19 protein-coding genes, 1 other RNA gene and 1 pseudogene are annotated in these 26,340 nt (G+C 33.9%); 4 read left to right on the plus strand and 17 right to left on the minus strand.

Annotated elements, in window-relative coordinates; genetic code table 11:
• Positions 1 to 81 precede the first annotated feature (81 nt).
• A complete protein-coding gene (locus tag ACYIAL_RS05370; RefSeq protein ID WP_174797400.1) occupies positions 82 to 1,548 on the plus strand; it encodes a DASS family sodium-coupled anion symporter in 1,467 nt (488 codons plus the stop codon).
• A gap of 78 nt (positions 1,549 to 1,626) precedes the next feature.
• Here the strand turns inward: ACYIAL_RS05370 and ACYIAL_RS05375 are convergent, their stop codons facing one another.
• The 4 genes from ACYIAL_RS05375 to ACYIAL_RS05390 form a co-directional block, all read right to left on the minus strand.
• Positions 1,627 to 3,150, minus strand: a complete 1,524-nt coding sequence (locus ACYIAL_RS05375; protein WP_174797401.1) for a Ppx/GppA phosphatase family protein — start codon at positions 3,148 to 3,150, stop codon at positions 1,627 to 1,629.
• A gap of 1 nt (position 3,151) precedes the next feature.
• Positions 3,152 to 5,218 carry a polyphosphate kinase 1 gene (ppk1, locus tag ACYIAL_RS05380; protein ID WP_483751154.1) on the minus strand — a complete coding sequence of 689 codons (2,067 nt, stop codon included), beginning with the start codon at positions 5,216 to 5,218 and terminating at the stop codon, positions 3,152 to 3,154.
• Positions 5,219 to 5,335: 117 nt separating this feature from the next.
• Positions 5,336 to 6,748, minus strand: coding sequence for a pyruvate kinase PykF (gene pykF / locus ACYIAL_RS05385; protein ID WP_160431148.1), 1,413 nt, complete (start codon positions 6,746 to 6,748; stop codon positions 5,336 to 5,338).
• Positions 6,749 to 7,092: 344 nt separating this feature from the next.
• Positions 7,093 to 7,512 carry an META domain-containing protein gene (locus tag ACYIAL_RS05390; RefSeq protein WP_483751155.1) on the minus strand — a complete coding sequence of 140 codons (420 nt, stop codon included), beginning with the start codon at positions 7,510 to 7,512 and terminating at the stop codon, positions 7,093 to 7,095.
• Between the two features lie 76 nt (positions 7,513 to 7,588).
• On the opposite strand from ACYIAL_RS05390, the gene hrpA reads away from it, so the two are divergent.
• Positions 7,589 to 11,464, plus strand: a complete 3,876-nt coding sequence (hrpA, locus tag ACYIAL_RS05395; protein WP_174797405.1) for an ATP-dependent RNA helicase HrpA — start codon at positions 7,589 to 7,591, stop codon at positions 11,462 to 11,464.
• A gap of 70 nt (positions 11,465 to 11,534) precedes the next feature.
• Here hrpA and ACYIAL_RS05400 read toward each other — a convergent pair whose 3' ends face one another.
• The 13 genes from ACYIAL_RS05400 to thrS all read right to left on the minus strand — a co-directional run bounded on the left by ACYIAL_RS05400 (position 11,535) and on the right by thrS (position 25,146).
• The gene (locus ACYIAL_RS05400) at positions 11,535 to 12,578 is read right to left on the minus strand and encodes a YdgH/BhsA/McbA-like domain containing protein (protein WP_174797406.1); all 1,044 of its coding nucleotides are present in this window, start codon (positions 12,576 to 12,578) and stop codon (positions 11,535 to 11,537) included.
• A gap of 50 nt (positions 12,579 to 12,628) precedes the next feature.
• On the minus strand, positions 12,629 to 13,342 hold the full coding sequence (locus ACYIAL_RS05405; RefSeq protein WP_483751156.1) for a helix-turn-helix domain-containing protein: 714 nt from the start codon (positions 13,340 to 13,342) through the stop codon (positions 12,629 to 12,631).
• Positions 13,343 to 13,516: 174 nt separating this feature from the next.
• The gene (locus tag ACYIAL_RS05410; RefSeq protein ID WP_483751157.1) at positions 13,517 to 14,371 is read right to left on the minus strand and encodes a phage/plasmid replication domain-containing protein; all 855 of its coding nucleotides are present in this window, start codon (positions 14,369 to 14,371) and stop codon (positions 13,517 to 13,519) included.
• A 297-nt stretch (positions 14,372 to 14,668) separates the two neighbouring features.
• Complete coding sequence (locus ACYIAL_RS05415) at positions 14,669 to 16,606, minus strand: peptidase U32 family protein (protein ID WP_483751158.1); 1,938 nt, start codon at positions 16,604 to 16,606, stop codon at positions 14,669 to 14,671.
• 138 nt (positions 16,607 to 16,744) lie between these two features.
• The gene (htpX, locus tag ACYIAL_RS05420) at positions 16,745 to 17,614 is read right to left on the minus strand and encodes a protease HtpX (protein WP_174797408.1); all 870 of its coding nucleotides are present in this window, start codon (positions 17,612 to 17,614) and stop codon (positions 16,745 to 16,747) included.
• A gap of 243 nt (positions 17,615 to 17,857) precedes the next feature.
• An RNA gene (ffs, locus tag ACYIAL_RS05425) (signal recognition particle sRNA small type) lies at positions 17,858 to 17,953 on the minus strand.
• Between the two features lie 137 nt (positions 17,954 to 18,090).
• Positions 18,091 to 18,384: an integration host factor subunit alpha gene (locus ACYIAL_RS05430; protein WP_065637551.1), complete on the minus strand. Its 294-nt coding sequence runs from the start codon at positions 18,382 to 18,384 to the stop codon at positions 18,091 to 18,093.
• Positions 18,385 to 18,389: 5 nt separating this feature from the next.
• Positions 18,390 to 20,777, minus strand: coding sequence for a phenylalanine--tRNA ligase subunit beta (gene pheT, locus ACYIAL_RS05435; protein ID WP_483751159.1), 2,388 nt, complete (start codon positions 20,775 to 20,777; stop codon positions 18,390 to 18,392).
• A gap of 16 nt (positions 20,778 to 20,793) precedes the next feature.
• Positions 20,794 to 21,777: a phenylalanine--tRNA ligase subunit alpha gene (pheS, locus tag ACYIAL_RS05440; RefSeq protein ID WP_174797410.1), complete on the minus strand. Its 984-nt coding sequence runs from the start codon at positions 21,775 to 21,777 to the stop codon at positions 20,794 to 20,796.
• A gap of 210 nt (positions 21,778 to 21,987) precedes the next feature.
• Positions 21,988 to 22,341, minus strand: coding sequence for a 50S ribosomal protein L20 (rplT, locus tag ACYIAL_RS05445; protein ID WP_483751160.1), 354 nt, complete (start codon positions 22,339 to 22,341; stop codon positions 21,988 to 21,990).
• A 30-nt stretch (positions 22,342 to 22,371) separates the two neighbouring features.
• Positions 22,372 to 22,569: a 50S ribosomal protein L35 gene (gene rpmI, locus ACYIAL_RS05450; protein ID WP_034945602.1), complete on the minus strand. Its 198-nt coding sequence runs from the start codon at positions 22,567 to 22,569 to the stop codon at positions 22,372 to 22,374.
• A gap of 84 nt (positions 22,570 to 22,653) precedes the next feature.
• The gene (infC, locus tag ACYIAL_RS05455) at positions 22,654 to 23,193 is read right to left on the minus strand and encodes a translation initiation factor IF-3 (protein WP_065587350.1); all 540 of its coding nucleotides are present in this window, start codon (positions 23,191 to 23,193) and stop codon (positions 22,654 to 22,656) included.
• 27 nt (positions 23,194 to 23,220) lie between these two features.
• A complete protein-coding gene (gene thrS, locus ACYIAL_RS05460) occupies positions 23,221 to 25,146 on the minus strand; it encodes a threonine--tRNA ligase (RefSeq protein WP_483751161.1) in 1,926 nt (641 codons plus the stop codon).
• A 254-nt stretch (positions 25,147 to 25,400) separates the two neighbouring features.
• Between thrS and ACYIAL_RS05465 the strand changes: the two genes are divergently transcribed.
• Positions 25,401 to 25,847: a YaiI/YqxD family protein gene (locus ACYIAL_RS05465; protein ID WP_483751162.1), complete on the plus strand. Its 447-nt coding sequence runs from the start codon at positions 25,401 to 25,403 to the stop codon at positions 25,845 to 25,847.
• A gap of 216 nt (positions 25,848 to 26,063) precedes the next feature.
• Positions 26,064 to 26,315 (plus strand): annotated as a pseudogene (locus tag ACYIAL_RS05470) (transposase); the annotation flags it as partial.
• Positions 26,316 to 26,340 lie beyond the last annotated feature (25 nt).

Genomic DNA, 26,340 nt, shown 5'->3' on the forward strand with positions numbered 1-26,340 from the left:
GAATAATGAAGTGGGTATCATAGTGTAACAAAATTAAATATTAACTTATTAAATACTATTTAAATTAAAAAGGAAGATACTATGAATATAGTAAAAAAACCGCCAGTAAAATGGCTTCCACTCATAATTATTGCGGCAATCTCAACAATACTCTGGTTGTTTGTAACACCGCCAACTGGTATTAGCCAAGAAGGTTGGCAAACCAGTATTATTTTTGTTGCAACAATCGCCTGTATTGTGGCAGAAATAATGCCTATTGGCGCAATTGGTCTGTTTGCGATCACGATTTTTGCTGTATTAAGACCTTCTGGTGCTACAACTGCGACTGAATCTATAAAAATTTCGTTAAGCGAATTAAACAGCAGCCTTATTTGGCTGATTGTTATTGCTTTTATGATTGCTAGGGGCTTTATCAAAACAGGATTAAGTAAACGCATTGCTTATTATCTTGTTAAGATTTTGGGTAAAAATACATTGGGATTAGCTTATGGTTTATCTGTCACTGATATCGCGTTGGCGCCAGCTATTCCAAGTACCACAGCTCGAGCTGGAGGTGTCATATATCCAATAGCAGAAGCTTTAGCCATCAATTTTAACTCTAATCCAAAAGATGAATCAAGAAATCGCATTGGTACATTTTTAATGTTAACGATTAGTCATGTGAATGATATCACCTCTGCAATGTTCTTAACAGCATTTACCGGAAACTTATTAGCTGCTAAATTAGTTACAACATCACTAGGTATTACATTAGGCTGGGGACAATGGTTTATTGCAGCAATTGTGCCATGTTTAGTTTCATTTATTGTGATCCCTCTGGTTATTTATTTCTTAACTAATCCAGAACTAAAAAAAACACCAGAAGCACCAAAGTTAGCTGATGAAGAATTAACAAAAATGGGACCAATAACCATTAACGAAGTTGTTATGGGAGGAACTGTACTGCTATTATTAGTATTTTGGATTTTTGGTAAAAACTTTGGTATAGATTCAACGACTACAGCCTTTATTGGTTTGACTATATTGATCTTAACCGGAGTATTAAGCTGGGATGATATAAAAGGTGAAAAAGCTGCTTGGGACACATTAATTTGGTTTGCGGCATTATTAATGATGGCGGGCCAAGTGAATAAACTTGGCGTAACAAAATGGCTGGGCGATACAATAGGTAGCGCGGTGCAAGGTCATTTAGGTGAAAGCAGTTGGATATTTGTAATAATCGTTTTATGTGTTGCTTATGTTTATTTACATTACTTCTTTGCCAGTGGAAACGCGCATATTGCTGCATTATTTCCAGTTTTCTTATCGATTGCTATTGCGCTTGGTGTACCAACTTTGATTGCCATTTTTGCTTTAGTCATTTGTACTAATTATTTTGGGTCAATAACACAGTTTGCAAATGCTAGGAATCCACTATTATTTGCTGAGGGGTTTGTTCCTGTAAAAACTTGGTGGAAAGTTGGTTTTATTTGTAGTGTTGTAAATCTGCTCATTATATTTACTATCGGTATTTTATGGTGGAAGGTTATTGGCCTTGGTCAATTATAATTAAAAAACTATCTTACAAACTATTGTATATACCGCCACATTGATTGGCGGTATTTATCTGTATATCAATTTTTATTGCTAGCAAATTACAATTGATAGTTTCCAATCGTCAATCACTTCCCAATATTTTTGTTCTTGAGCTAAATCAAGTAATATCAGTTTATTATTTTCAACAAATTCTTGATTAATTTCTAAAGTGATTTTGGCTAGTTTATTTTCTAATAATTTTAATTGAAATGCCTGTAAATCAATGTCGGCATTCCGTTGATTATTTATGAGAATAGACAATCTTAGAATTTGCATCAATGATATTATATGTTTGTATTCAAACAGGCTAAAATAAGATAATTCATCAATATTGATCGATTTTCTATGGTAGCGAACAAGGGTAGATAAAAGTAATTGTTGTTCTTCATTGAATCCTGGCAGATTACTATTTTGCAAAATATAACTTGAATGTTTATGAATTGAAGAAAAGTTAATCTTTAAACCTACCTCATGGAGCTGAGCTGCCCAGTATAAAATAGATTCAAGATTGGGGGGAATAGTAATCGGTGCTTGCTTTTGCCATTGTGAAAATAAATATTTTGCAGTTTTAACAACTTGTTTTGCATGGCGTTGATCTATGTTGTAATGTTCTGAAAGTGATTGTGCGGTGTTTTTCCTAATATCTTGGTAATTAGGTCCATCAATCAACTCATAAAATACCCCCTCTCGTAATGCACATGGGCTAAATTGTAAAGTCTGTAAACCTAGCGCACTAAAAATACCACTAAATATAGCTAACCCGCTGACAAATACTTTTTTTCTTTCTTTGGACAAAGAGGGGTAATTAATATCGTTAAAGGTTTTAAATTCCAAAACATAACTAATTAAATCATCGAGCCTTTTAGGAGTGATAATGCCATCACTGACACCAAGATCTAACAAGATATGATAAATAGACTTAATGGTTCCAGACGTACCAAATGCAGCTGTAATATTCATTTTTTTAAGTCTACTGATCATGCTCTCTATTTGCTGTTCAGCGGCAAGTTTTGCTTGTTGAAATGATACTGCGTCAATTGTCTGCTCATAAAAAAACTGCTTGGTATAAGTTACACATCCCATGGGACGACTAGCAACAATTAAAGGGGTTAAATCATTCCCTTTGCCTATCGCAATTTCAGTAGATCCACCACCAATATCTATCACAAGTTTTGTATCGGTTGGTGATGTTGATTCTGCTGTCATGGTGCCTAAATAAATAAGACGAGCCTCTTCTTGGCCCGAAATAATTTCAATAGGAAAGGGAAACACTTTAGCCGCCGCCATTAAAAATTTATGTCTATTTTTGGCCACCCTTAAAGTATGTGTTGCGACAACACGAATATGTTCGGGAGGAAATCCATTTAATCGTTCGGCAAACAGCGCAAGGCACTCTACGCCTCGCATAATACTTGATTCAGTGAGTTCGTTATTGGCTTTAAGCCCTGTTGCGAGATGAATATTTATTTTATTTTTATAAATGATCTGTACGACACCATTAATGATACGAGCAATCACCATATGAAAACTATTTGAACCAAGATCAACTACCGCATATTCATTGAATCTATTCATGTTAGAGTCCTTTTTCAAAAGATTCTGACTGCTTCAAATAATCATAAATGGCATACTGGGCTCTGATTTTTTTCTTATTACCTCTTTGTACGTAATTGTTGGCTGCATCTTTATCAATAATACGAGCTTTTACATTATCGTTGCATTGTATATCAAATATATTGTGGATAGTTAACTTTATTATTGGATCGAAGATTTTCACGCCTACTTCAATCCGATTATCAATATTACGAGGCATCCAGTCGGCAGAGGAGATATAAGTATCTTTTTTCCCATCATTTTCAAAAATATAAACACGAGCATGCTCTAAGAACTGATCAACAATACTTGTAACAGTAATATTTTCACTTAAATTCGGAATCTGAGGTATTAATACACAAGTTCCTCTTACAACCATTCTAACTTTTACCCCGGCACAAGATGCACGATACAATTGATCTATCATATCTTTATCAGTTATTGCATTAAGTTTTAAATAAATGCCTGCTGCTTTACCAGCTTTGGCGTTACTTATTTCTCGTTCGATAAATTCATAAAATCGTAATCGTGTATTTTGTGGTGAAACAAGCAAATGGTTAAATGATACCGGTTTAAATGGATTTTCAATAAAATTAAATACTTTTTTGACTTCTTCGGTAATAGCAGGATCTGCTGTTAATAGTGAGAAGTCTGTATAAATGCGTGCAGTTCTTTCATTAAAGTTACCTGAACCAATATGGGCATAGCGAACTATTTCATCGTTTTCTTTACGATCGATCAAAAACAATTTCGCATGAATCTTGAGTTTTGGTTGTGAATAAATAACTTTAATACCACTGCTAATTAATCGTTTGGCCCATTTTATGTTTGCTTCTTCGTCAAACCGTGCTTGTAATTCGACGACAACAGTGACTTTTTTACCATTATTGGCCGCATTAATTGCAGCGTGAATAAAGCGCGAGTCTTTGGCTACTCGGTAAATATTCATTCGAATATGCGTAACAGATGGATCAAATGAAGCTTGCCTCATGATTTCTAAAACATGGCCAAAAGAGTAATAGGGGTAATAAAGTAAAACATCTCGATCTTTAATTGTATCAAACGAATTTCGAAATTGCTTAAATCGAGTGTAACTTAAGTTTGGTATTTTCTTATTTAATAAATTCTTTTGCCCAAGTTCAGGAAATTTAACAAGATCTTTAAAATTGGGATAGCGTCCACCAGGCATTGCGTCTTGTTCGGTTAACCGTAACTTATTAATCAACAATTCAAATAATGCTTTTGGCATATCTTTTTGATAAGTAAATCGTACTGGCTGTGCTGTTAAGCGTTGTTTTAAACCTTGAGACATAAGTTCAAGTAAACTATCTAATTCAGTATTCAACTCATATTCTGCATCTCGATTAATATTAATTGAATACGCATTTAATTCTTTGGCATCAAAAAACACTTTAAAAATATCTGATAAACAATATCGTAATATGTTGTCTAAAAAGATGATGCACTTATTTTTAGTTGAAACCTCTGACGGTAATAGTACAAAACGAGAAACATTATCAGTCGGGAGTTCTAGTAATGCATAACTGATATTATCCTCGCAAACTATTTCTACAGCCAAATAGGCATGATCATCTTTTAAAAATTGAATCAATTCTGTATGGCTATCAAGCAAAATAGGGGTAATATATTGCCTCAGATTTTGTTTATAATAATTCTTAATCCAATTTTCTTGATAAGCCGAAAGTTGTCTTTCGTTAATCAAAAAGATTTGATTTCTGGCCATTTCTAACAATAATTCATTATAAAGTTGATCAAACTGTAATTCCAATTGAATAACCTTTTGATTTACTTGTCGTAATAGATTTTTAGCATTAGATGAAGAATGCACTTGTTCTTGTTCAATAAGCACATATTTTTTTAAATTAGCAAACTGGACTTTATAAAATTCATCAAGATTACTGGAGTATATGCCTAAAAAACGTACTCTTTCGATAAGAGGATTGCTTTTATCTGCAGCCTCTTGTAAAACTCTCTGATTGAAAGATAACCAGCTGAGCTCTTTAGGTAAATATACTTTTTCTTCAATCATTATAGTTTTTCAAACTTTAGTAAAAAGATTCTATACAGAATAACTTAAGTAAAAAAAAAAGCTAGCAGATAGCTAGCTTTTTTATTTTATATCGATTAAAAATTTAAGATTTAAGATTTAAATACGGTGAACCGAAGTTGTGTTAGTGGTTCCACTTGGTACTAAAGCACCAGACACCATCACAATAATATCGCCTTGTTGTAAACCACATACTTTTACCGCCATCTCTTTACCTAAACGATAAAAATCATCAGTTGAATTGATTGAATCAATTAAAATTGGTTCTACACCTTTAGTAACAGCTAATTGATTAACTGTTTTTTGACTTGATGAAAGCGCTAAAATGCGGGCTCTTGGAAAATAATGACGAACTTCTCGAGCTGATTTACCACTACGTGTTGCAACAACGATTAATGGTGCATTTAAACGTTCAGCAATTTCCACAGCACCACAACAAACAGCCGCGGTTATACTTAATTTTTCTTCTTTAGTTGTTAGTTCTAAAGAAGCAGGAATAGTACCATCTGTACGTTTACAGATAGTCGCCATGACATTGACTGTTTCTAGTGGATATTTACCTTTAGCACTTTCGCCTGAAAGCATAACAGCATCAGTACCATCAATAATTGCATTTGCCACATCGCCAGCTTCAGCACGAGTAGGGCGCGGATTTTTGATCATTGAATCGAGCATTTGTGTTGCGGTTATAACTGGTTTAGAGGCTTTATTACATTTTTTGATCATCATTTTTTGAGCAAAAATAACTTCTTCAACGGCAATTTCAACACCTAAGTCACCGCGTGCAACCATAATACCGTCTGAAGCCTCAAGAATTTCATCAAAGTTATCTAAACCTTCTTGATTTTCAATTTTAGAGATAATTTTTATATCTTCGCCTCCATGTGCTTTTAAGTGAGCGCGAATGTCTTCAACATCAGAACGTTTACGAATAAATGATGCTGCAATAAAATCAACCCCTTGTTCACAACCAAAAATAAGGTCGTTTTTATCTTTTTCTGCGAGTGCTGGTAATTTAATTGAAACGCCCGGTAAATTGATACCTTTATTTTCACCAAGCTCTCCGTTGTTTAAAACCGTACAGATAACTTCGTTACCTTTGATTTCTATCACGTCCATTGCAATTAAACCATCATCAACAAGTACACGATTACCCGGTTTCAGATCATGCGCAAAGCCATCATATGTAACTGCTACTCGTTCACTATTTCCAATAACATTCTTGTCTGTTGTAAAAGTAAATGTTTGACCAGCAATAAGTGATACATCATTACCACCTTCTAATTTAATGGTGCGGATTTCTGGCCCTTTGGTATCTAGCATGATCGCCGCTTTTAATCCAGTTTCTTGCATGACTTCTCGTAAGTTCTTAATACGGTTGCCATGTTCTTCATAATCACCATGAGAAAAGTTTAAACGCATAACATTCATGCCTGCGTTTAACAATTTTGCTAACATCTCTTTTGATTCAGATTTGGGTCCGATAGTACAAACAATTTTAGTCTTTTTCATAATAATATCTACTTTGTAATTTATTTAATGTTAATGTTTTGATTCTATTTAAAAACTCGATAAATCAACGTTATGCAAAAAAACCAATGGCAGAGCATTGGTAGGGTTGGTTAAAAGGCTTCTATGTAGCTTTAAATAGCAACAAAAATCACATAAAGCATTTGAAGAGTATGATAATTTCATCAATAAGTTAAATCCTTTAAAAATTACCCTTATTATATTCTTAACAGTATTTTAAATAAAGTTTTTTATCCTAAATAAATTTTTTTGTTTATAAAATAATTCAATAGCAACATTCATAAATATATTTTTGCTAAAACGCGCACAAAAATAAAAAGTTTGAACTACATTAAATCTTTAAGTTGGTAAATGAGTTCATTTTTGTTGTTTTTCAAAGTTAATTGATTATTGGTTAAACTGATTTTTGCACCGTCAGTAATTAATTGTTGAATAACATGATCTAATTGATTTAATTGATCATCATTACAAAGCATTTTGGTCATTGCAACACCTGTACCTTTAATGTGGTTTTTATCTAAAATAACTTGACCTGAAAACTGGTTACACATTTTGCCTGTGATAGTCATTTTTTCACCGAATATAAGTTCAGCTTGCTCATCTAAAGAGATGTCCAGACCATTTGCATTAATTAATACGAAACGGTGATGCATAAGATCAGTATCTTGTATCTTACTCGATTCATAGCATCCAGACATAACTAGAGCAACAGTAAATAGCGAAATTAGCAATAATGTTTTTTTCATATGAACTCCTAATAACAGGTTAAATTTGCTATAATTAAACCTAATTATGACGTTAATTAAAAATATCTGACTCTCTATGTTATCTCAAAACCAATTAAAAAAACTTGATTCAATGACTTTCTTAGATAAGCACAAAATAATAAAATTTGCCCAGAAAAGTCAAACTATAACTAATATAGATTCAGCCATACAAAATGCTAAGTTACATTACCAAGCTAGAATAGATTCATTACCAAAGAGCATTGATTTTCCTGATAATTTACCTGTCGTTGAAAAAAAACAAACAATTTATGACGCAATTAAGCATCATCAAGTGGTCATAATCGCAGGTGAAACAGGTTCAGGAAAAACCACGCAAATTCCTAAAATCTGTCTAGAGTTGGGCTTAGGCGTAAAGGGATTTATAGGTCATACCCAACCAAGGAGGTTAGCTGCGCGTTCAGTGGCTAATCGTATTGCTGATGAGTTGAAAACAGAAATAGGGCAATTAGTTGGTTTCAAAGTCAGATTTTCTGATCATGTTAGTGAAACAACACTGATTAAATTAATGACTGATGGTATATTGCTTGCTGAAATTCAAAAAGATAAACTTTTATTACAATACGATACTATTATTATTGACGAAGCTCATGAACGTAGCTTAAACATTGATTTTATTTTAGGTTACCTTAAGCAATTATTACCTAAACGTCCAGACTTGAAGGTCATAATAACATCGGCAACGATTGATGTGGAGCGTTTTTCTAAACATTTCAATCAAGCACCGATTATTGAAGTATCTGGTCGCACCTATCCTGTTGAAGTTAGATATCGTCCTTCAATATTAGATGACGATGATAATTGCAACGATAAAAATAGTGATTTTCAATCCATCATAGATGCGATTGATGAACTTTCAGCTGAAAGCCATGGTGATATACTTATTTTTCTAACTGGTGAAAGAGAAATTAGAGATCTTGCCGATACACTTAATAAATTGGATCTTCGTCATACTGATATCTTACCATTATATGCAAGGCTATCAGCATCAGAACAAAATCGGATTTTCCAGTCGCACACTAAAAGGCGAATAATTCTAGCAACAAATGTGGCAGAAACATCGTTGACGGTGCCTGGAATTAAATATGTTATCGATACGGGTTTAGCTAGGATTAGTCGCTATAGTTATCGCACTAAAGTTCAACGTTTACCGATTGAACCGATATCTCAAGCTTCAGCCAACCAACGAAAAGGGCGCTGTGGACGAACCTCAGATGGAATCTGCATCCGGTTATATGATGAACAAGATTTTTTATCTCGTCCTGAATTTACCGATCCTGAAATTTTACGTACAAATTTAGCATCGGTGATATTACAGATGACCTCGTTAGGTTTAGGTGACATTGCAGCATTTCCTTTTGTTGAAGCCCCTGATGCAAAATATATTCGTGATGGCATTCGATTGTTAGAAGAACTTGGTGCAATATTTATTAAACATTATCGATATCATTTAACTGAAATAGGACGAATTTTAGCGCAATTACCCATCGATCCAAGATTGGCCAGAATGCTGGTTGAAGCAAGGCGATTGGGTTGTACTAAAGAAGTGATGATAATTACTGCAGCTTTGTCTATCCAAGATCCTAGAGAAAGACCTTTTGATAAACAACAAGCTTCGGATGAAAAACATCGTCGTTTTGTTGATAAGGAATCTGACTTTATATCTTTAATTAATTTATGGAATTATATTAAAGAACAACAAAATATATTATCCGGAAATCAATTTAGACGATTGTGTCAGAAAGAATTTTTAAACTACCTTCGGATTCGAGAATGGCAAGATGTTTATACACAAATTAGACAAACCATTAAACAATTAGCATTCCCTATAAATAGTAAAGCGGCAGATTATAATTCATTACATATTTCATTACTAAGCGGTTTATTATCCCATATCGGAATGAAAGAACTTGAAAAGCATGAGTATATTGGGGCACGAAATATTAAATTTGCAATTTTTCCTAATTCGGCACTTTTCAAAAATCAACCTAAATGGTGTATCGCTAGTGAACTAATTGAAACTAGCCGGCTATGGGGAAGAACAGCGGCTAAAATTGAAGCTGAATGGATTGAGCCCATAGCAAAACATTTGGTGAAATATAGTTATAACGAACCAAGGTGGACCAAAAAACAGGGTACAACTATTGCAAATGAAAAAGTGACATTATTTGGTTTACCTATTGTTGCTAGCCGAATAGTGAATTATAGTAAAATCGATCCTGTATTAAGTCGTTCTCTATTTATTCGTCATGCCTTGGTTGAAGGTGATTGGTTTACCAACCATCAGTTTTATAAAAAAAATAAAAAATTAATTAATGAGATTGAAGATCTTGAGCATAAATCTCGTCGGCAAGATATTTTAATAGATGATGATGAACTTTTTGATTTTTATGATAAGCGAATAGATAAATCAGTCGTGTCATCTAAACATTTTGATGCTTGGTGGAAACAAAAACAAAAATCAGATCCTGACTTTCTTAATGTTGAGAAAGAGATGTTGATCAAACAATCGGCACAACTGGTAAATTTAAATGACTTTCCTGATTTTTGGAATCAAGATAATTTGAAATTAGCACTGAGTTATCAATTTGATATCGGACACAAAAGTGACGGTGTCACAATAAAAATACCTCTTAATCTATTAAACCAAATCAAAAATAGGGGATTTGATTGGCAAGTACCTGGTTTTAGAAAAGATTTAATTATTGCATTAATTAAATCTTTACCTAAATCACTGCGCCGAAATTTTGTTCCAGCACCAAACTATGCTGATGCATTTTTGAGTAGAGGCATTTCAACGGATCAACCTTTACTTGAAAGTTTAGAAACTGAATTTCACAAAATGACAGGTGTAAAAATTACCCCCGAAGATTGGCAATTGGATCAAATTCCAGACTATTTGAAAATGACTTTTAGCATTGTTGATAGTAACAATAAAGAAATTGCTGCAAGTAAAGATCTGGTTTTACTAAAAGAACAACTCAAAAATGAACTTCAACAAGCATTGTCATCTTTAACAATTAAGAAAAAGGTTCAAATTGAACAAAATAATTTAACTGAGTGGAATTTCGGCTCTCTGCCTAGTATCTATGAAGAAAATCATAAAAATTATACGATTAAAGCTTATCCTGCAATCATTGATAATCAACATTCTGTAAGCATTAAGTTAGTCGATAATCAAGATGAGCAACAAAGACTTACAAAACTAGGGCTAAGACGCCTACTTATGCTCAATATACCATCGCCAATCAAGTATTTGCACGAAAAGTTACCGAATAAATCTAAATTAGGCTTATACTTCAATGCTTTTGGTACAGTACTGAGTTTAATTGATGATTGCATTGCTTGTGGTGTTGACTATTTGATTGAAAAAAATGGTAAAGTCATTCAAAGCCAAGATGATTATGAGGCATTATTGGATTATACTAAAAGTCATATTAATGATGTTGTGGTTAATATTGCCAAAGAAGTTGAGTCCATTTTGACTTTATTTTACAACATCAGTAAAAAGTTAAAGGGTCGTATTGATATATCATTAGCTTTTGCTTTATCTGATATAAAAAAGCAAATGGATCATCTTATTTATAAAGGTTTTGTTGCAAAATCGGGTTATAAACGACTGCCAGATATCAATCGTTATTTATTGGCGATTGAAAAAAGAATTGAAAAACTAATGTTGAATTTCACTAAAGATAGGCAATCGATGAACATAATTGAAGAGGTTGAAATTCTATATAAAAAATGGGTTAATAGTTTATCGGAAAATTCAAAATCACAAGAAAAAGTAACAAATATCCGTTGGATGATTGAAGAACTTAGAGTAAATCTATTTGCACAGCAGTTAGGTACTGCATATCCAATTTCAGCAAAACGTATTAAGCAACAAATCGACAAAGTAAAATCTGAGTTGTAACAGTTAATTGAATGAAGATATTTGTTCGATAAAAAATAGGGCGTTTATGCGCCCAATTATCTATATAAGTTTATCGATAAAGATCGACAAAAACTGTTATATTCGGGCCATTTGAATCATGAGCTACTCTAGCAATATGATAATACTTAGCACCGGCATCAATAGCTCGTTTACCTGCCTGATAAGAAATTTCCTGATCGGTAACATAATAACCTCTGAATTTAATTGTATCAAATGCCACCATTTTAGCTGCAGTTGCATCATTTAATTCTTGAATTTTTCGCCCGTCTGAAAGAGTGACAGTGTAACGATTAACACGTTGAGGTTCAGTCGCAACCGTGGTAACTTCAGATGCATGGATACTGGTTGCTGCAGAAGTTTTCGTTTTATTAGTAGGTTCATTAATAACTTTTACTTTATTATTAAATTTATCCGCATAAAATTTTTCATTAAACGCTGATGGAGAATAATATCCTGTTTTTTCAACTTGCATTGCGGCATCACCACCTTTAGCTAGGGCTTGTTGACCAGCTTCAGAATCATAAGGAATTGCATTTTCTGGTTGTAGTTTACGTTCAGGTGCATCCTTCTTAAATAAATAGGCGGCAACTTGTATATTACTACCTAATTCAGAACGTGAATCAATATAAAAGGCGTAAGCACCTTTTGCTGATGCTTCTTTAGCAATTGCTTGGTTCACATCATATTCATTAGGGAAATAACCACGAATACGCACAATATTGAAAGGCTCTAAACGTATGGCTTTAGATTTGGGATATTCATATACACCCTCGAATTTGCGGAAACTTTCTATTTGTTGTTCAGTTTGAGGTGCATCAGATTTATATAATCTAGCGTAGACAATGCGTAAAGTATCATTAGAAGGACTGATATTGGTAGTTGTTATAAAAAAAGATGCAGCACCTTCTTTATCTGCCGCTTTTGACATAGCCAAAACATAGTCATTATCAGTATAAAACGCTCCACGGATAGTTATGCTTTTAAATGATTGCAAATCTTTAGCTTGTTGCTCGGTTAGTTGTTGGGCAGCAAACGAAGAAAGAGGGGCGAGAGCCAAAGTTGCTACAATAAATGTTTTCTTTAAACTTGTCATATATTAAGACCTTACAATATAGTATTGCGATTATTTTAACATAAATAAATCTAGTTGCCTAAATCTATTAAAGCATTTAAGTTTTTAATAAATATATATTTTCCTCTAGCTGATAAAATATTTTGCTCCTGAAATTTTGATAAATTTCTACTAACTGTTTCAATCGTTAGGCCTAAATAGTTAGCAATATCAGCTCGACTCATCATCAGTTTAATATTTAATGAAGAATGTCCTCTTTTTTCATAACGTTGATAAAGCGAATATATGAATGTTGCTAATCGCTCATCCGCTTTTTTTTGTGAATAGCATAATACTAATTTTTGATAATTATAAATATCAGAACTCAGTAAATTAAATACCATGTCTCTAATGTTTTTTTGATTATCAACAAGTGACATTAATTCATCATAACGAAGCTCACAAACCTGCGTATTGCTAAGCGCTTGGATAGTATTGTTATATACTTTTGTCGAAATTGAATCTAAACCAACAATATCACCAGGTAAATAAAAACCATTAATTTGTTGGTGATTATCTGCCGTTGTAACAAAGGTTTTAAATGCACCTGCATAAATAATATAGAATTTGGTAAATGGTGTATTAGCTTTAACTACAATTTCGTCTTTGCTATAAGATACTTTGCGATTTAAAATACTATCTATCTTATTGTTGAGCATCACGGGAATACAAAGAGAGCCTATACTACATAATTCACATGGAACAGAATAACTTTTTGAACGTAGTGTCTTAAAAATATTTTGCATATTAACCAAAAGAAATAATCATAATTTATTAGATTATCATATTTTATAATAAAACAACAATTGCTCACTAATAAATAATATTTTTCATTATATTAATTAAATATTATTTAACATAATATACATTACGCGCACCAAGATAAACGTACGTGAATTCTGTAGATGCAACCAACAAAATCATGACGCTAATTTAAAAATTTGCGGCATCTTATACCAATCAGGGATCCGACAATCCGCAACTTCCACTTTCCTTATTTCTTTAACCGTCACTGGACTAAACTTAGCTAAGTTACAACGTTGTGCTATATCGATGCCGATTTTTCGTAATCTTGCTCTGTGTATTTGCACCTGAGATTTTTCAAAATTAAACGTTTGTCCATGCATCCATTGAATGGCATACATAGCGGTCGTATTAGCTGCTCGTGTAGTATCAACCACACCGCATCTTATCAATCGTTCGCTGATAGTTTCAAAATCCATAGCGTTCACCGATAGCTTCTTATCTAAGTTTAAAAATTCATCATGTAGTTTATTTAATCGTGTATAGTCTGATAATCCCCAGTAATGTAAATTCTCTCGTTTTAAAAATCGGGATTTTAATTTTTGTTCAAATCGTACTACACCGTTATTTTTACAATATTCTATTACGTCAATTAAGTATTTAAATTCTATTGAGTTTTCACCAAATTTATTTTTAATTTTTGTTATGCTGTGTAATTCAAGTTCATGGGCTTTATTGTAGACAGTTGGATAAATCAGATGTGCATTACCATTTTTTGATAGCCAATCCACAGATTGACCGTTACTGTGTAATCGTGGGACACTGTAACGATAGTTTAAAGTCGATAACCCTGTTAAATAATCATTAACGTTGCCTGCGCCAACCGTTTTATTTGATGTGATATGCAGTTCTTTTATAATTGCTCCGTCAGAAAAAGTTTCTATTTTTGAACCATTAGGTTGTCTAAACTGCAATTTAGTGCATTTTGTAAATACGGGTAAATTAAGTTCAGTTAAAATTTTATTATACACATCAACACAATTATCAACAGTGCGTAAACTAACTAAATTCTCTATTCGCCACTACTGACTAGGATTACCCAATATTTTCAACGCTGAACTGGTAATTACGAATGCTAACTCAATGGTATTTTTTGTTTTAATTAATAAATGATTTATATCTTTCAAAAACTAATTTGTGGAAAAATTATCGCCCTCACCTTCACACAATAAAAAATATTAAATATCAAAATGTTAAAGTAAAAATAATGTATATTATGTTAAATAACATACATTATTGCGAACTTTCCGCTACTACTTTTAGATACTTTAATTTTTTGTCATAAAAATAACATCGCTACCAGGAAGAGGCATTTTTAGAATGTGTTTTTTGATTTTACCCCAAACTTGCATTTCACAAGCTTTACAATTAAACTTTAATAGTAATTCTTCATTATTTTGAATCAATTTCATTGGTGTAACTTTGGTTTTAACTCCCTGAATCCCTTTTGCTTGTTTTGGACACAAATTAAAAGCAAATCGTAAGCAATGTTTCGTTATCATTAATGGTGCATCATCTTTAACTTCATGAGCTTCATAGGCACTTTCGATTAACTCAACGCCATGTTGTGTATAAAATTCTCTTGCTTTATAATTATAAACGTTGGCTAAAAAGCTTAAATGATTTTCAGGATAAATTGGAGCTGGCTTCTGCTCAGGTTTACGTTTTTCGGGATGATAATTCGCTAATCTTGTGGCAGTCAATTTATCAATAGCATCCCGTCTAAATTGGTTTAATTGGCTACTTGGAATGAAATAAATTTTCGATAGATTTACATCAAAATCAGTTAAATAATATATAGATTGACCTAGTTTAGATAAATTATCTCTAATATTTAATAATGATTTATTTGGTTGTTCTGCAAGATCGAATGAGCCAGTTAGTTTTAATTTAACACAAATCCCCTCTTCGCTTTTTGCTTTTAGCTCAATACCATTTTCGATATCATATAGTTCAAATGACACACCAATTCTGCGGTTACTTGATTCTTTTAATAAATTTTGTTGCCACACGTGATCAAGATTTCGATTAACCACATAAGGTAATTTAACTGAAAAAAGTAGTTTAGGAATTTCATTTGGGTAAATTCGGTATTGATTGACCGAAAGTTTTTCTACCTTATTGGCTCTGAATCCAAAAATCTCTCGTTTTATCAGTACATTTAAACCATCTCCGTTAGCTAACATTTTCTCGGATTTAATATCGATGGTTTTAGGCGTAATTCTGATTATCTCTCCAACTTGCAAACCAATAAATTTAGGTGAATTGAAAGCGCCTATATTTGGTTTTCTTCCGTGCAGAAAATAATCTGTACTTCCTCGATGAAATGTTCGGTTAGGATCAGGTGTAAAAAAGTGTTCTGTTCGACCGCTTGAAGCAGGTTGTAAATCTGATGATTGAGTTAAAATATTATCTATTTTTTGACGATAAAAAGCGGTAATATTTTTGACATAACTTAAATCTTTGTAACGTCCTTCTATTTTGAAAGATCTCACACCGGCTTGAATTAATTCGTTCAAATTATCCGATTGATTATTATCTTTCATTGATAATAAATGTTTTTCGTAAGCAACAATACGGCCTTGATCATCTTTTAAGGTAAAAGGAAGCCGACAAGCTTGGGAACAATCTCCCCGATTCGCACTACGCCCTGTTTGTGCATGAGAGATATAACACTGTCCCGAAAATGCCACACAAAGTGCACCATGTATAAAAAACTCTATTTTTGCATCAATCTGCTCATTAATTTTGCTTATCTCAGCTAAATTAAGTTCACGAGCCAATACTATTTGTGAAAAACCAACATCAGACAAGAATTTGGCTTTTTCAGGTGTTCTAATATCCATTTGAGTGCTAGCATGTAAATCTATGGATGGAATATCCATATTTAAAATACCCATATCTTGCACAATTAACGCATCAATACCCGCATCATAAAACTGCCATATAAGTTGTCTTGCTGGTTCAAGTTCGTTATCGTGAAGAATGGTATTTAAGGTTACAAACACTTTTGCATAATAACGATGAGCAAATTCAACTAACTGAGCAATATCGCTAACGGAATTACCTGCATTATGCCTAGCACCAAAGCTCGGTCCACCAATATACACGGCATCTGCGCCATGTAAAATGGCTTGCTGAGCAATTTCAATATTTTTAGCGGGGCTAAGTAATTCTAATTTATTATTGGCACTATGATATAGCATGATGAACTCTTAAAAAATGTAAATTTTTGATAGTTTAATCTTTATTTGACAAGCATTATTGTTAATTCCCTAATGCTTGTCAAAAAGTTTCAGGTAAGTATACGTTTGCGTATAAATATTGTTATAGCTTAGCTAACGTTAACTTTGGTAAGTATTGTTCCGTAAGGCTTCTATACGTTTTTCTAAGGGAGGATGAGACATAAATAATTCTGAAAATTTCGCTTTTTTAGCACCATTAATACAAAATGCTAAAATTGAAGTATCTTCGTTTGGCTCATAGCTAGTTTTGAGTTTTTCTAAAGCGGCAATCATTTTTGTGCTTCCAACCAATTTAGCCGAACCAGCATCAGCGTGAAACTCTCGATAACGAGAAAACCACATTGCGATAAGACTAGCTAAAATACCAAAGACCGTTTCAAATACCATAACTATTATAAAATATGTTAATTGTGATAAGCCGCGATTGCGATCATCTAGTGCTTGAGCTACAACAGATGCTAAAGTTCGTGAAATAAAAATAACAAAAGTATTCAGTACACCTTGTAATAAAGTCATTGTAACCATATCACCGTTTGCGACATGACTCATTTCATGGCCAATCACTGCTTCAGCTTCATCTTGGGTCATCGTATTTAATAAACCTGAACTTACCGCAACAAGAGAGCTATTTTTAGTTGCACCAGTCGCAAAAGCATTAACGTCTTGAGCATCATAAATAGCAACATCTGGCATTTTTATATTAAGTTCTGTTGATAAGCGACGAACAATATCAATTAACCATTGTTCTTGACTATTACTAGGTTGAGTTATGATTTGTCCCCCTACTGACCGCAAAGCCATTCGCTTAGACAATAGAAGGGATATAAAAGATCCTCCAAAACCAAAGATTGCTGCAAAAATAAGTAATCCTAAGGTACTATGTGAATCAACACCTAAAATACTTAGAATAATTCCAAATACTAACATAACCGCTAAGTTAGTTAGAATAAATAATCCAACTCGCATCATAATTTTTCTCTTTTTATATATTACATGTATTTCAAATTCTTAATGATTAAATTAAATTGCAATATCATGAATTTTAATTAATAACACACTGCTTATGATCGCAAAAATACAGCCTAGATACAACTATCAATATAAGTATATTTTGAGGAATATGCGATATTTGCTTGTTTGTTAAACATAAAGCAAATTAAATATTTTATAACATAATGAAGTAAATAACCGATGAGAAAGTACTGGAGGAGACTCTATCAGCCACATCCCACACACATACTTTTTACTTTGGCTGCTTCCTTCCGGACCTGACCTGATGAGCAAAAAAATGTTGCAAGAGGACCCATAGAGCCTCCATTGGAGGTATTATTATGCTTTATTTAAGAAACTAATACAACTATTTTTATCAAAAATTACTACGCCCTTCTAATATATTCAATAAAAGAAAGGCATTATATTGCAAAAGTAGGATCAAAACTTAGCAACTAGATAACTAAATTTTTTTCTACACGCTCTCTAAATTTAATTCCAGGTCTAAATGTAACAACTCGACGAGCAGAGATATCCACACTTTCGCCTGTCTTTGGATTACGTCCTGGACGTGAATTCTTATCACGTACTGCAAAATTACCAAATCCAGATAATTTTACGGGCTCTCCTTTTTCTAAAGCCACTCGGATCTCTTCAAAAAAGAGTTCAACAAGGACTTTAGCTTCTTGACGATCAATGTTAAATTTTTCGGCAAGACGATCTGCAATATCAGCTTTAGTTAATGTCATAGTTATTATTCTCTTAATAGGGCTTCAAAACGATTTTGTAAAGCAGTGACGCACTTACTTACAATGTTTGTTATATCTTCTTCTTCAAGTGTACGCGATTTATCTTGCAAAATCAAACTGATAGCAAGACTTTTTTGATCTTCCTTGATATTTTCGCCTTGATAAACATCAAACAGATTAACTTTTATAAGTTGCTCACCACCAGCTTGCTTACACTCAGAAATAATATCTGCTACTGGAATTGTATTTGATACAACAATAGCTATATCCCGTTTGTTCGATGGATACTTTGATAAATCTTGAGCAACAGGTACTTTCTTGCTACCAATTTTAGCTAAATTTATTTCAAAAACAAGCGTTTTACTATTTAAAGATAATTTTTTTTCAATTTCTGGATGTAAGACACCAAAATAGCCTACTATATCATCATTTAAATAAATATCTGCACTCTGTCCTGGATGTAAGGTAGTAAGCTGCGATTTCTTAAATTGCACTTTATCCGCACAGCCTAAAAGTGAAAAAATTGACTCAATATCACCTTTAAGATCGTAGAAATCCACGTGCTTTTTAGGAAGCTGCCAGTGTTCTTCGTACAAACTACCTGTAACGATACCAGATAACATCAGTTCTTGGTGTACACCTAATTCACATTTTTCATCTGGTATAAAACGTAGACCTGTTTCAAATAACCGTATACGTGCTTGCTGACGATTTTGGTTGTATAATACCGCGTCTAATAACCCAGACCATAGTGATAAACGCATGACTGACATTTCACTTGAAATCGGGTTAGGTAGCTTGATTCCAGGCTGTTCAGGATGAAGAATTTGCTGAACTTTTGGATCAACAAAGCTATATGTAACAGCTTCTTGATACCCTTTATCAACCAATAAGTCTTTTACTCTTCGTAATGATATTTGACTTTCTGGTTTTGGTCTCATTACTGATTCAATCTTCAGGTTAGCATTTGGGATATTGTTATATCCGTAGATTCGAGCTATTTCTTCAACTAGATCTTCTTCAATTTGTAAATCAAAACGCCAACTTGGTGATTTTACAACCCACACATTCTCTTTGTATTCAACTTCACAACCGAGTCTAACTAAAATATCAGTGATCTTTTGTGTTTCGATTGTATAACCAATAATACGATCAATTTTATTGCGACGTAACTGGATAATTGCTTGTACAGGAAGTTCTTCTTTATGTGTTACATCAATAATTGGACCAGCTTCACCACCACAGATATCAATTAATAATTTGCTAGCTCGTTCCATTGCTACAAATTGTAGAGATGGGTCGACTCCACGCTCATAACGGTGTGACGCTTCTGTATGTAAACCATATTCACGAGCTTTACCTGTTATTGCTAATGGATTAAAAAACGCAGATTCAAGAAACACATCTTTAGTCGATTGCGTTACGCCTGATTTTTCACCCCCCATGATTCCTGCTAATGCTAAGATTTTTTGGTGATCAGCAATAACTAAGGTTTTATCATTAAGTTTAACTTCATTACCATTAAGTAAAACAAGTTTCTCCTCTTTTTGGGCATAACGAACAACAATCCCCTTCTCTATTTCAGCCAAATCGAACGCATGCATTGGATGACCAAGTTCTAATAATACATAGTTGGTAATATCAACGATTGCCTCAATAGAGCGGATTCCACCACGGCGTAGTTTTTCTTTCATCCATAATGGCGTTGGGGCATTAACGTTGATGCCTTTAATTACACGACCTAAATAACGTGGTGCTGCTTTCGGTTCATCTATCTGGATTGGTAATGTATCATTAATTGTTGCAGATACACTATCAACTTTTAGTTCTTTCATAGCAATATTGTTAACTGCGGAAATATCTCTGGCAATGCCAACAGTTCCAAAACAATCCGCTCGATTTGGTGTAACACTAATATCTATTATAACGTCATTAAGGTTTAAATATTCACGAATATCCATGCCTAAAGGTGCATCATCTGGCAACTCAATGATCCCATTATGATCATCCGAAATTCCCAATTCAGAATAAGAACAAAGCATTCCTTCCGAAGGTTCACCTCGTAATTTAGCCGCTTTAATTTTAAAATCGCCAGGTAATACTGCCCCCACTGTTGCACAAGCAACAGTTAAACCTTGACGGCAATTTGGCGCACCACAAACAATATCAAGTAATTCGGCTTTACCTATATCAACTTTTGTTACACGAAGTTTATCCGCATTCGGATGTTGCATACATTCAACAACTTTACCGACAACTACTCCAGTAAAATCGCCCGCTACTTTTTCGACATCCTCGACTTCTAAACCAGCCATTGTCAATTGATTGGCAAGCGTTTCGCTACTAATTTCTGGATTGATCCATTCACGTAGCCAATTTTCACTAAATTTCATGTTTTGATCTCCAGAATTAATTAAATTGCTTTAAGAAACGTAAGTCATTTTCAAAAAAAGAACGCAAATCAGTGACACCGTAACGTAGCATGGTTAATCGCTCTATACCCATACCAAAAGCAAAACCACTATAGATTTCATGATCAATGCCTACATTACGTAATACATTAGGATGTACCATTCCACAACCTAACACTTCTAACCATTTACCGTTTTTAGCTTTAATATCAACTTCAGCTGAAGGTTCTGTAAATGGGAAATAGGCTGGTCTAAAACGAATTTCCATATTATCTTCAAAAAAACAATGAAGAAAATCGTGTAATAACCCTTTTAAATGTGTAAAACTGATATCCTTATCAACCAGTAAGCCTTCCATTTGGTGGAACATAGGCGTATGAGTCTGATCATAATCATTGCGATAAGTTCTACCTGGTGCAATGATTCGGATTGGGGGTTTTTGGTTTTCCATGGTGCGAATTTGCACAGTTGACGTCTGTGTTCTTAATAATCGTTTTGCATCAAACCAAAATGTATCGTGATCAGCACGCGCAGGATGATGAGCCGGAATATTCAGTGCATCAAAATTATGGTAGTCATCTTCAATTTCTGGACCTGTTTCAACAACAAAACCCAACTCACCAAAAAAATCAACTAATCGATTAATTGTTTTTGTGACTGGATGTAATCCACCTAATTCAAGTGTTTTACCTGGCAAAGTGATATCTATTGTTTCGTTTGCCAGCTTTGCATCAAGAGCCTGACGCTCTAAAAGATTGCGCTTTTGATTTAATATTTCAATGACTTCTTGTTTTGCCTCATTGATTTTTTGACCGACAGCCGGACGCTCATCGGCAGGAACATCGCGTAATGAAGCCATTTGCATTGTAAAATAGCCTTTTTTACCAAAATATTCCACACGAATTTGTTCGATCGTATTAATGTCATTAGCACTTTCAATAGCGGATTTGGCATTATTAACCAGTTCAACTAATTGAGACATACAGTTCTCCTGCTTATTGTTCATTGCATAAAAAAAGCCTCTTTTGAGGCTTTTATAATCATTTTTCGTTTTTTCTTTGCCTCAGGAATTTATATTGCAACAGAAACCAAAAAAGAAACGAAAAATAACTATCTTCATAATTAATTTACTCTTCAAAAATATCAAAATTAGAATGATAAAAGCCGAGATAACTCGGCTTTTATCAAGTCATTATAGCGCTGCTTTTGCTTTTTCAACTAATGCAGCAAATGCATTGTTGTCAAATACAGCAATGTCAGCAAGGATCTTACGATCAATTTCTATTGATGCTTTCTTTAAACCATTGATAAAACGGCTATAAGAAAGACCACATTGACGAGCTGCAGCATTAATACGAACAATCCATAATTGACGGAATTGGCGTTTACGTTGACGACGGTCACGGTAAGCATATTGTCCAGCTTTAATTACAGCTTGGAAAGCAACACGATATACACGTGAACGAGCTCCATAATAACCTTTTGCTTGTTTTAAAATTTTCTTGTGACGTGCACGAGCAATAACACCACGTTTAACACGAGCCATAAACTATATCCTCTAAATAATTAACCAAAATTAAGCGTATGGAACACACGCAGTAACTAAACCTAAATCGCCTTTTGACACAGTCGTCAAACCACGTAAATGACGTTTACGTTTAGTTGATTTTTTAGTTAGGATATGGCTTTTGTTAGCTTGCTTATGCTTAAAGCCACCAGAAGCTGTTTTTTTAAAGCGCTTTGCTGCGCCTTTTACAGTTTTAATTTTAGGCATTTTATTAATTTCCACTTCGCATTGTTAATAAAAATAAAATAATGGTGTAATTTTCAATAAATCGAAAACTAGCTTGTCAAACCATTATTTCTTCTTCGGCGCAAGTACCATAATCATTTGCCGACCTTCAATCTTAGTTGGATAAGACTCAATGATCGCCAAATCAGCTAAGTCTTCTTTAATGCGATCAAGCATTTCAGAACCTAACTGTTGGTGAGCCATTTCACGACCACGAAAACGTAATGTGACTTTAGCTTTATCGCCATCTTCAAGAAAGCGAATCAGGCTGCGGAGTTTTACCTGATAGTCGCCTTCGTCTGTACCAGGTCGGAACTTAATTTCCTTAACCTGAACAACCTTTTGCTTTTTCTTCTGCTCTTTTGTTGCTTTACTCTTTTCATAGAGGAACTTGCCATAATCCATAATTCGACAAACAGGTGGCTCTGCATTAGGGCTTATTTCAACTAAATCTAAAGTTGCCTCTTCAGCTTGTTTTAAAGCTTCATCTAAGCTTACTATACCGAGCTGCTCACCATCGACGCCGGTTAATCTCACCTCACGAGCGGTAATTTCATCGTTAATCTTATGTGCTCGTGTTGACTGAATTCGTTTACTGACTTTAATATCTCATTCCTCCAAATTAATTTGTCATTAATTCATTTGTTCTAATGAACGACTATGAATTTCGTTAAGCAACAATTCTATAACATGTTTCACTTCAAAGCTACCAAGATCTTTACCTTGGCGAGTTCGAACTGAAATTGTTCCTGATTCCATTTCTTTGTCTCCACAAACAAACATATAAGGAACACGTTTAAGAGTATGCTCGCGAATTTTAAACCCTATTTTCTCATTTCTCAAGTCCGCTTTTGCTCTAATGCCAACTTTTTGTAGTTGCGCGGTTAATTGTTTTGCATATTCAGCTTGATTATCGGTAATATTAATTACTGCAACTTGCAATGGAGCAAGCCATGTAGGAAAAAATCCTGCGCAGTTTTCTGTTAAGATTCCCATAAAGCGCTCCATTGAACCTAAAATAGCTCTATGAATCATAACGGGAACATGACGTTCGTTGTCTTCACCAACATAAGTTGCATCTAAACGTTCTGGTAGCATAAAGTCTAATTGAACAGTACCACATTGCCATGCACGCCCTAGACAGTCATGTAGAGTAAACTCGATTTTTGGTCCATAAAAGGCACCCTCACCTGGTAGGTATTCAAAATCAATGCCGTTTTCAGTTAAACATTCGGCCAAATCTTTTTCTGCAAGATCCCATGTTTCATCTTTACCGATTCGTTTTTCTGGACGAGTGGATAACTTAACAGTAATATCTGTAAAACCGAAAGTACTATAAGTATCATAAACCATTTTGATACAACTATTAACTTCACTGCAAATTTGACTTTCAGTACAAAAAATATGTGCATCATCTTGGGTGAAACCTCGAACACGCATCAATCCGTGTAAAGATCCAGATGGCTCGTTTCGATGACAGCTACCAAATTCCGCCATACGTAATGGTAAATCACGATAAGATTTTAAACCTTGATTAAAAATCTGTACGTGCCCTGGACAGTTCATTGGCTTAATACAATATTCACGATTTTCAGATGAAGTGACAAACATTAACTCTTTATAATTACCCCAATGCCCTGTTTTTTCCCACAAAACACGATCCATCATAAACGGACCTTTGACTTCTTGATAATCGTACTCTTTTAATTTAGTGCGAACAAAAACCTCAAGTTCACGGAAGATAATCCATCCATCATTATGCCAAAATACCATACCGGGTGCTTCTTCTTGCATATGATAAAGATCAAGCTGTTTACCTATTTTACGGTGATCACGTTTAGCCGCTTCTTCTAAAAATTGTAAATAGCTATCAAGTTGTTTTTTATCTGCCCATGCTGTTCCATAAATGCGTTGTAACATTTTATTGTCACTATTACCACGCCAATAAGCACCTGCAACTTTTTGCAATTTAAAATGGTGGCAAAAACGCATATTAGGAACATGTGGTCCACGACACATATCAATATATTCTTCGTGGTGATAAAGTGCTGGTTTTGAATCTTTAGGGATATTCTCATCCAAGATAGCAATTTTATATGGTTCACGTCGCTCCCAAAATACTTCTCTAGCTCGTTCCCAACTAACGACTTCTTTTTTTACTTCATAATCTTTTTTAGCCAATTCATGCATGCGTTTTTCTAATGCATCAAGATCTTCCTGCGTTAATGAGTGATCTAAATCAACGTCATAATAAAAGCCATTATCAATTGTTGGACCGATTGCCATTTGTGTATCAGGCCATAATTGCTTAATCGCATGACCTAATAAATGCGCACAAGAATGGCGTATAATTTCAAGTCCATCTTCGTCTTTAGTAGTAATGATGGCTAATGTTGCATCTTGCTCAATGATATCAGAGGCATCTTTACGCTCACCATTTACACGTCCAGCTATACAAGCTTTTGCCAGCCCTGCACCAATACTTTGTGCAACTTCTAAAACGGTAACGGGTTTATCAAATTGGCGTTGACTTCCATCAGGAAGAGTAATAATTGGCATAATAAATCCTTATAACAGTGGTGCGCCACACGAAAGCGCACTTGCGTACATAAATAAATTGGTCGGATATACTACCACTTATCATCAAAATTTTAAATAGAAAGAATCAGTTTATATCAACATAAATAAATTCATAAAATAGAATAAACTGCTGGTTTACCTAAAATATTTTCACAAAAAATGAATAGCACTTTTCCCCTAATAACAGCTATAATTGCTAGCAATTGATATTTTATAATATAGACATACTTGTTATGAACATTTGGATTGATGCCGATGCATGCCCAAACCCAATTAAAGAGATTTTATATCGAGTAGCTAACCGGAAAGCAATTAATGTTGTATTAATTGCTAATCAGCGGCTATATCCCCCCTCCTCGCCTTATATTAAAAGCTTGCAAGTTGAAAAAGGATTTGATGTTGCAGACAATAAAATTATTGGGTTGGTTAAAAAAAATGATTTAGTCATTACGTCTGACATTCCACTTGCATCAGAGATTTTAAATAAAGGTGCTTTAGTCCTCACACCACGAGGAGAACAATACACACTTGATACAATTAAAGAACGATTAACTATGCGAGATTTTATGGAAACGATGCGAGCTAGCGGAATACAGTCTAAAGGTCCTTCTCCTTTTTCAAACAGAGATAGAGAAAAGTTTGCTAATCAGCTTGATATTCTAATATATAGGATCGTTTAAACTTTTGTTTTCTATCTTTTGAATCTTCGAATATTTACTCATCATGCTACATCTTTATAAATGTCTGTATTACTTTCTCGTCTTTTCCATAGGTTTGTTGGTAAATAGAGTTCGTGAATTTTTGATTAATGCGAGGGTTAATATGTAACTATCCCCTAAAATAGTACAGCAAAAAAGTAGAAAATTCTCTATGATAAAAATAAAGGGGATTTAATTATGAAAAAAATGACTGAACATCAAATCGTCGCTATTTTAAAAGAAGCTGAAGCGGGTATTCCCGTTAAAGAACTGTGCCGTAAATATGGCATGGGTAATTCAACTTTCTATAAATGGCGGGAAAAATACGGCGGAATGGAAACTTCGGATATCAAACGCTTAAAGGAGCTGGAGGCCGAAAACCGCAAGCTTAAGCAGATGTTTGCCGAACTGAGCTTAAAATCCCAGCTTCAGGAAGAAATTATAAAAAAGCTTTAGTGCCCACAAAGGCACGTAA

The sequence above is a fragment of the Gilliamella sp. X-57 genome (genome assembly GCF_057063565.1).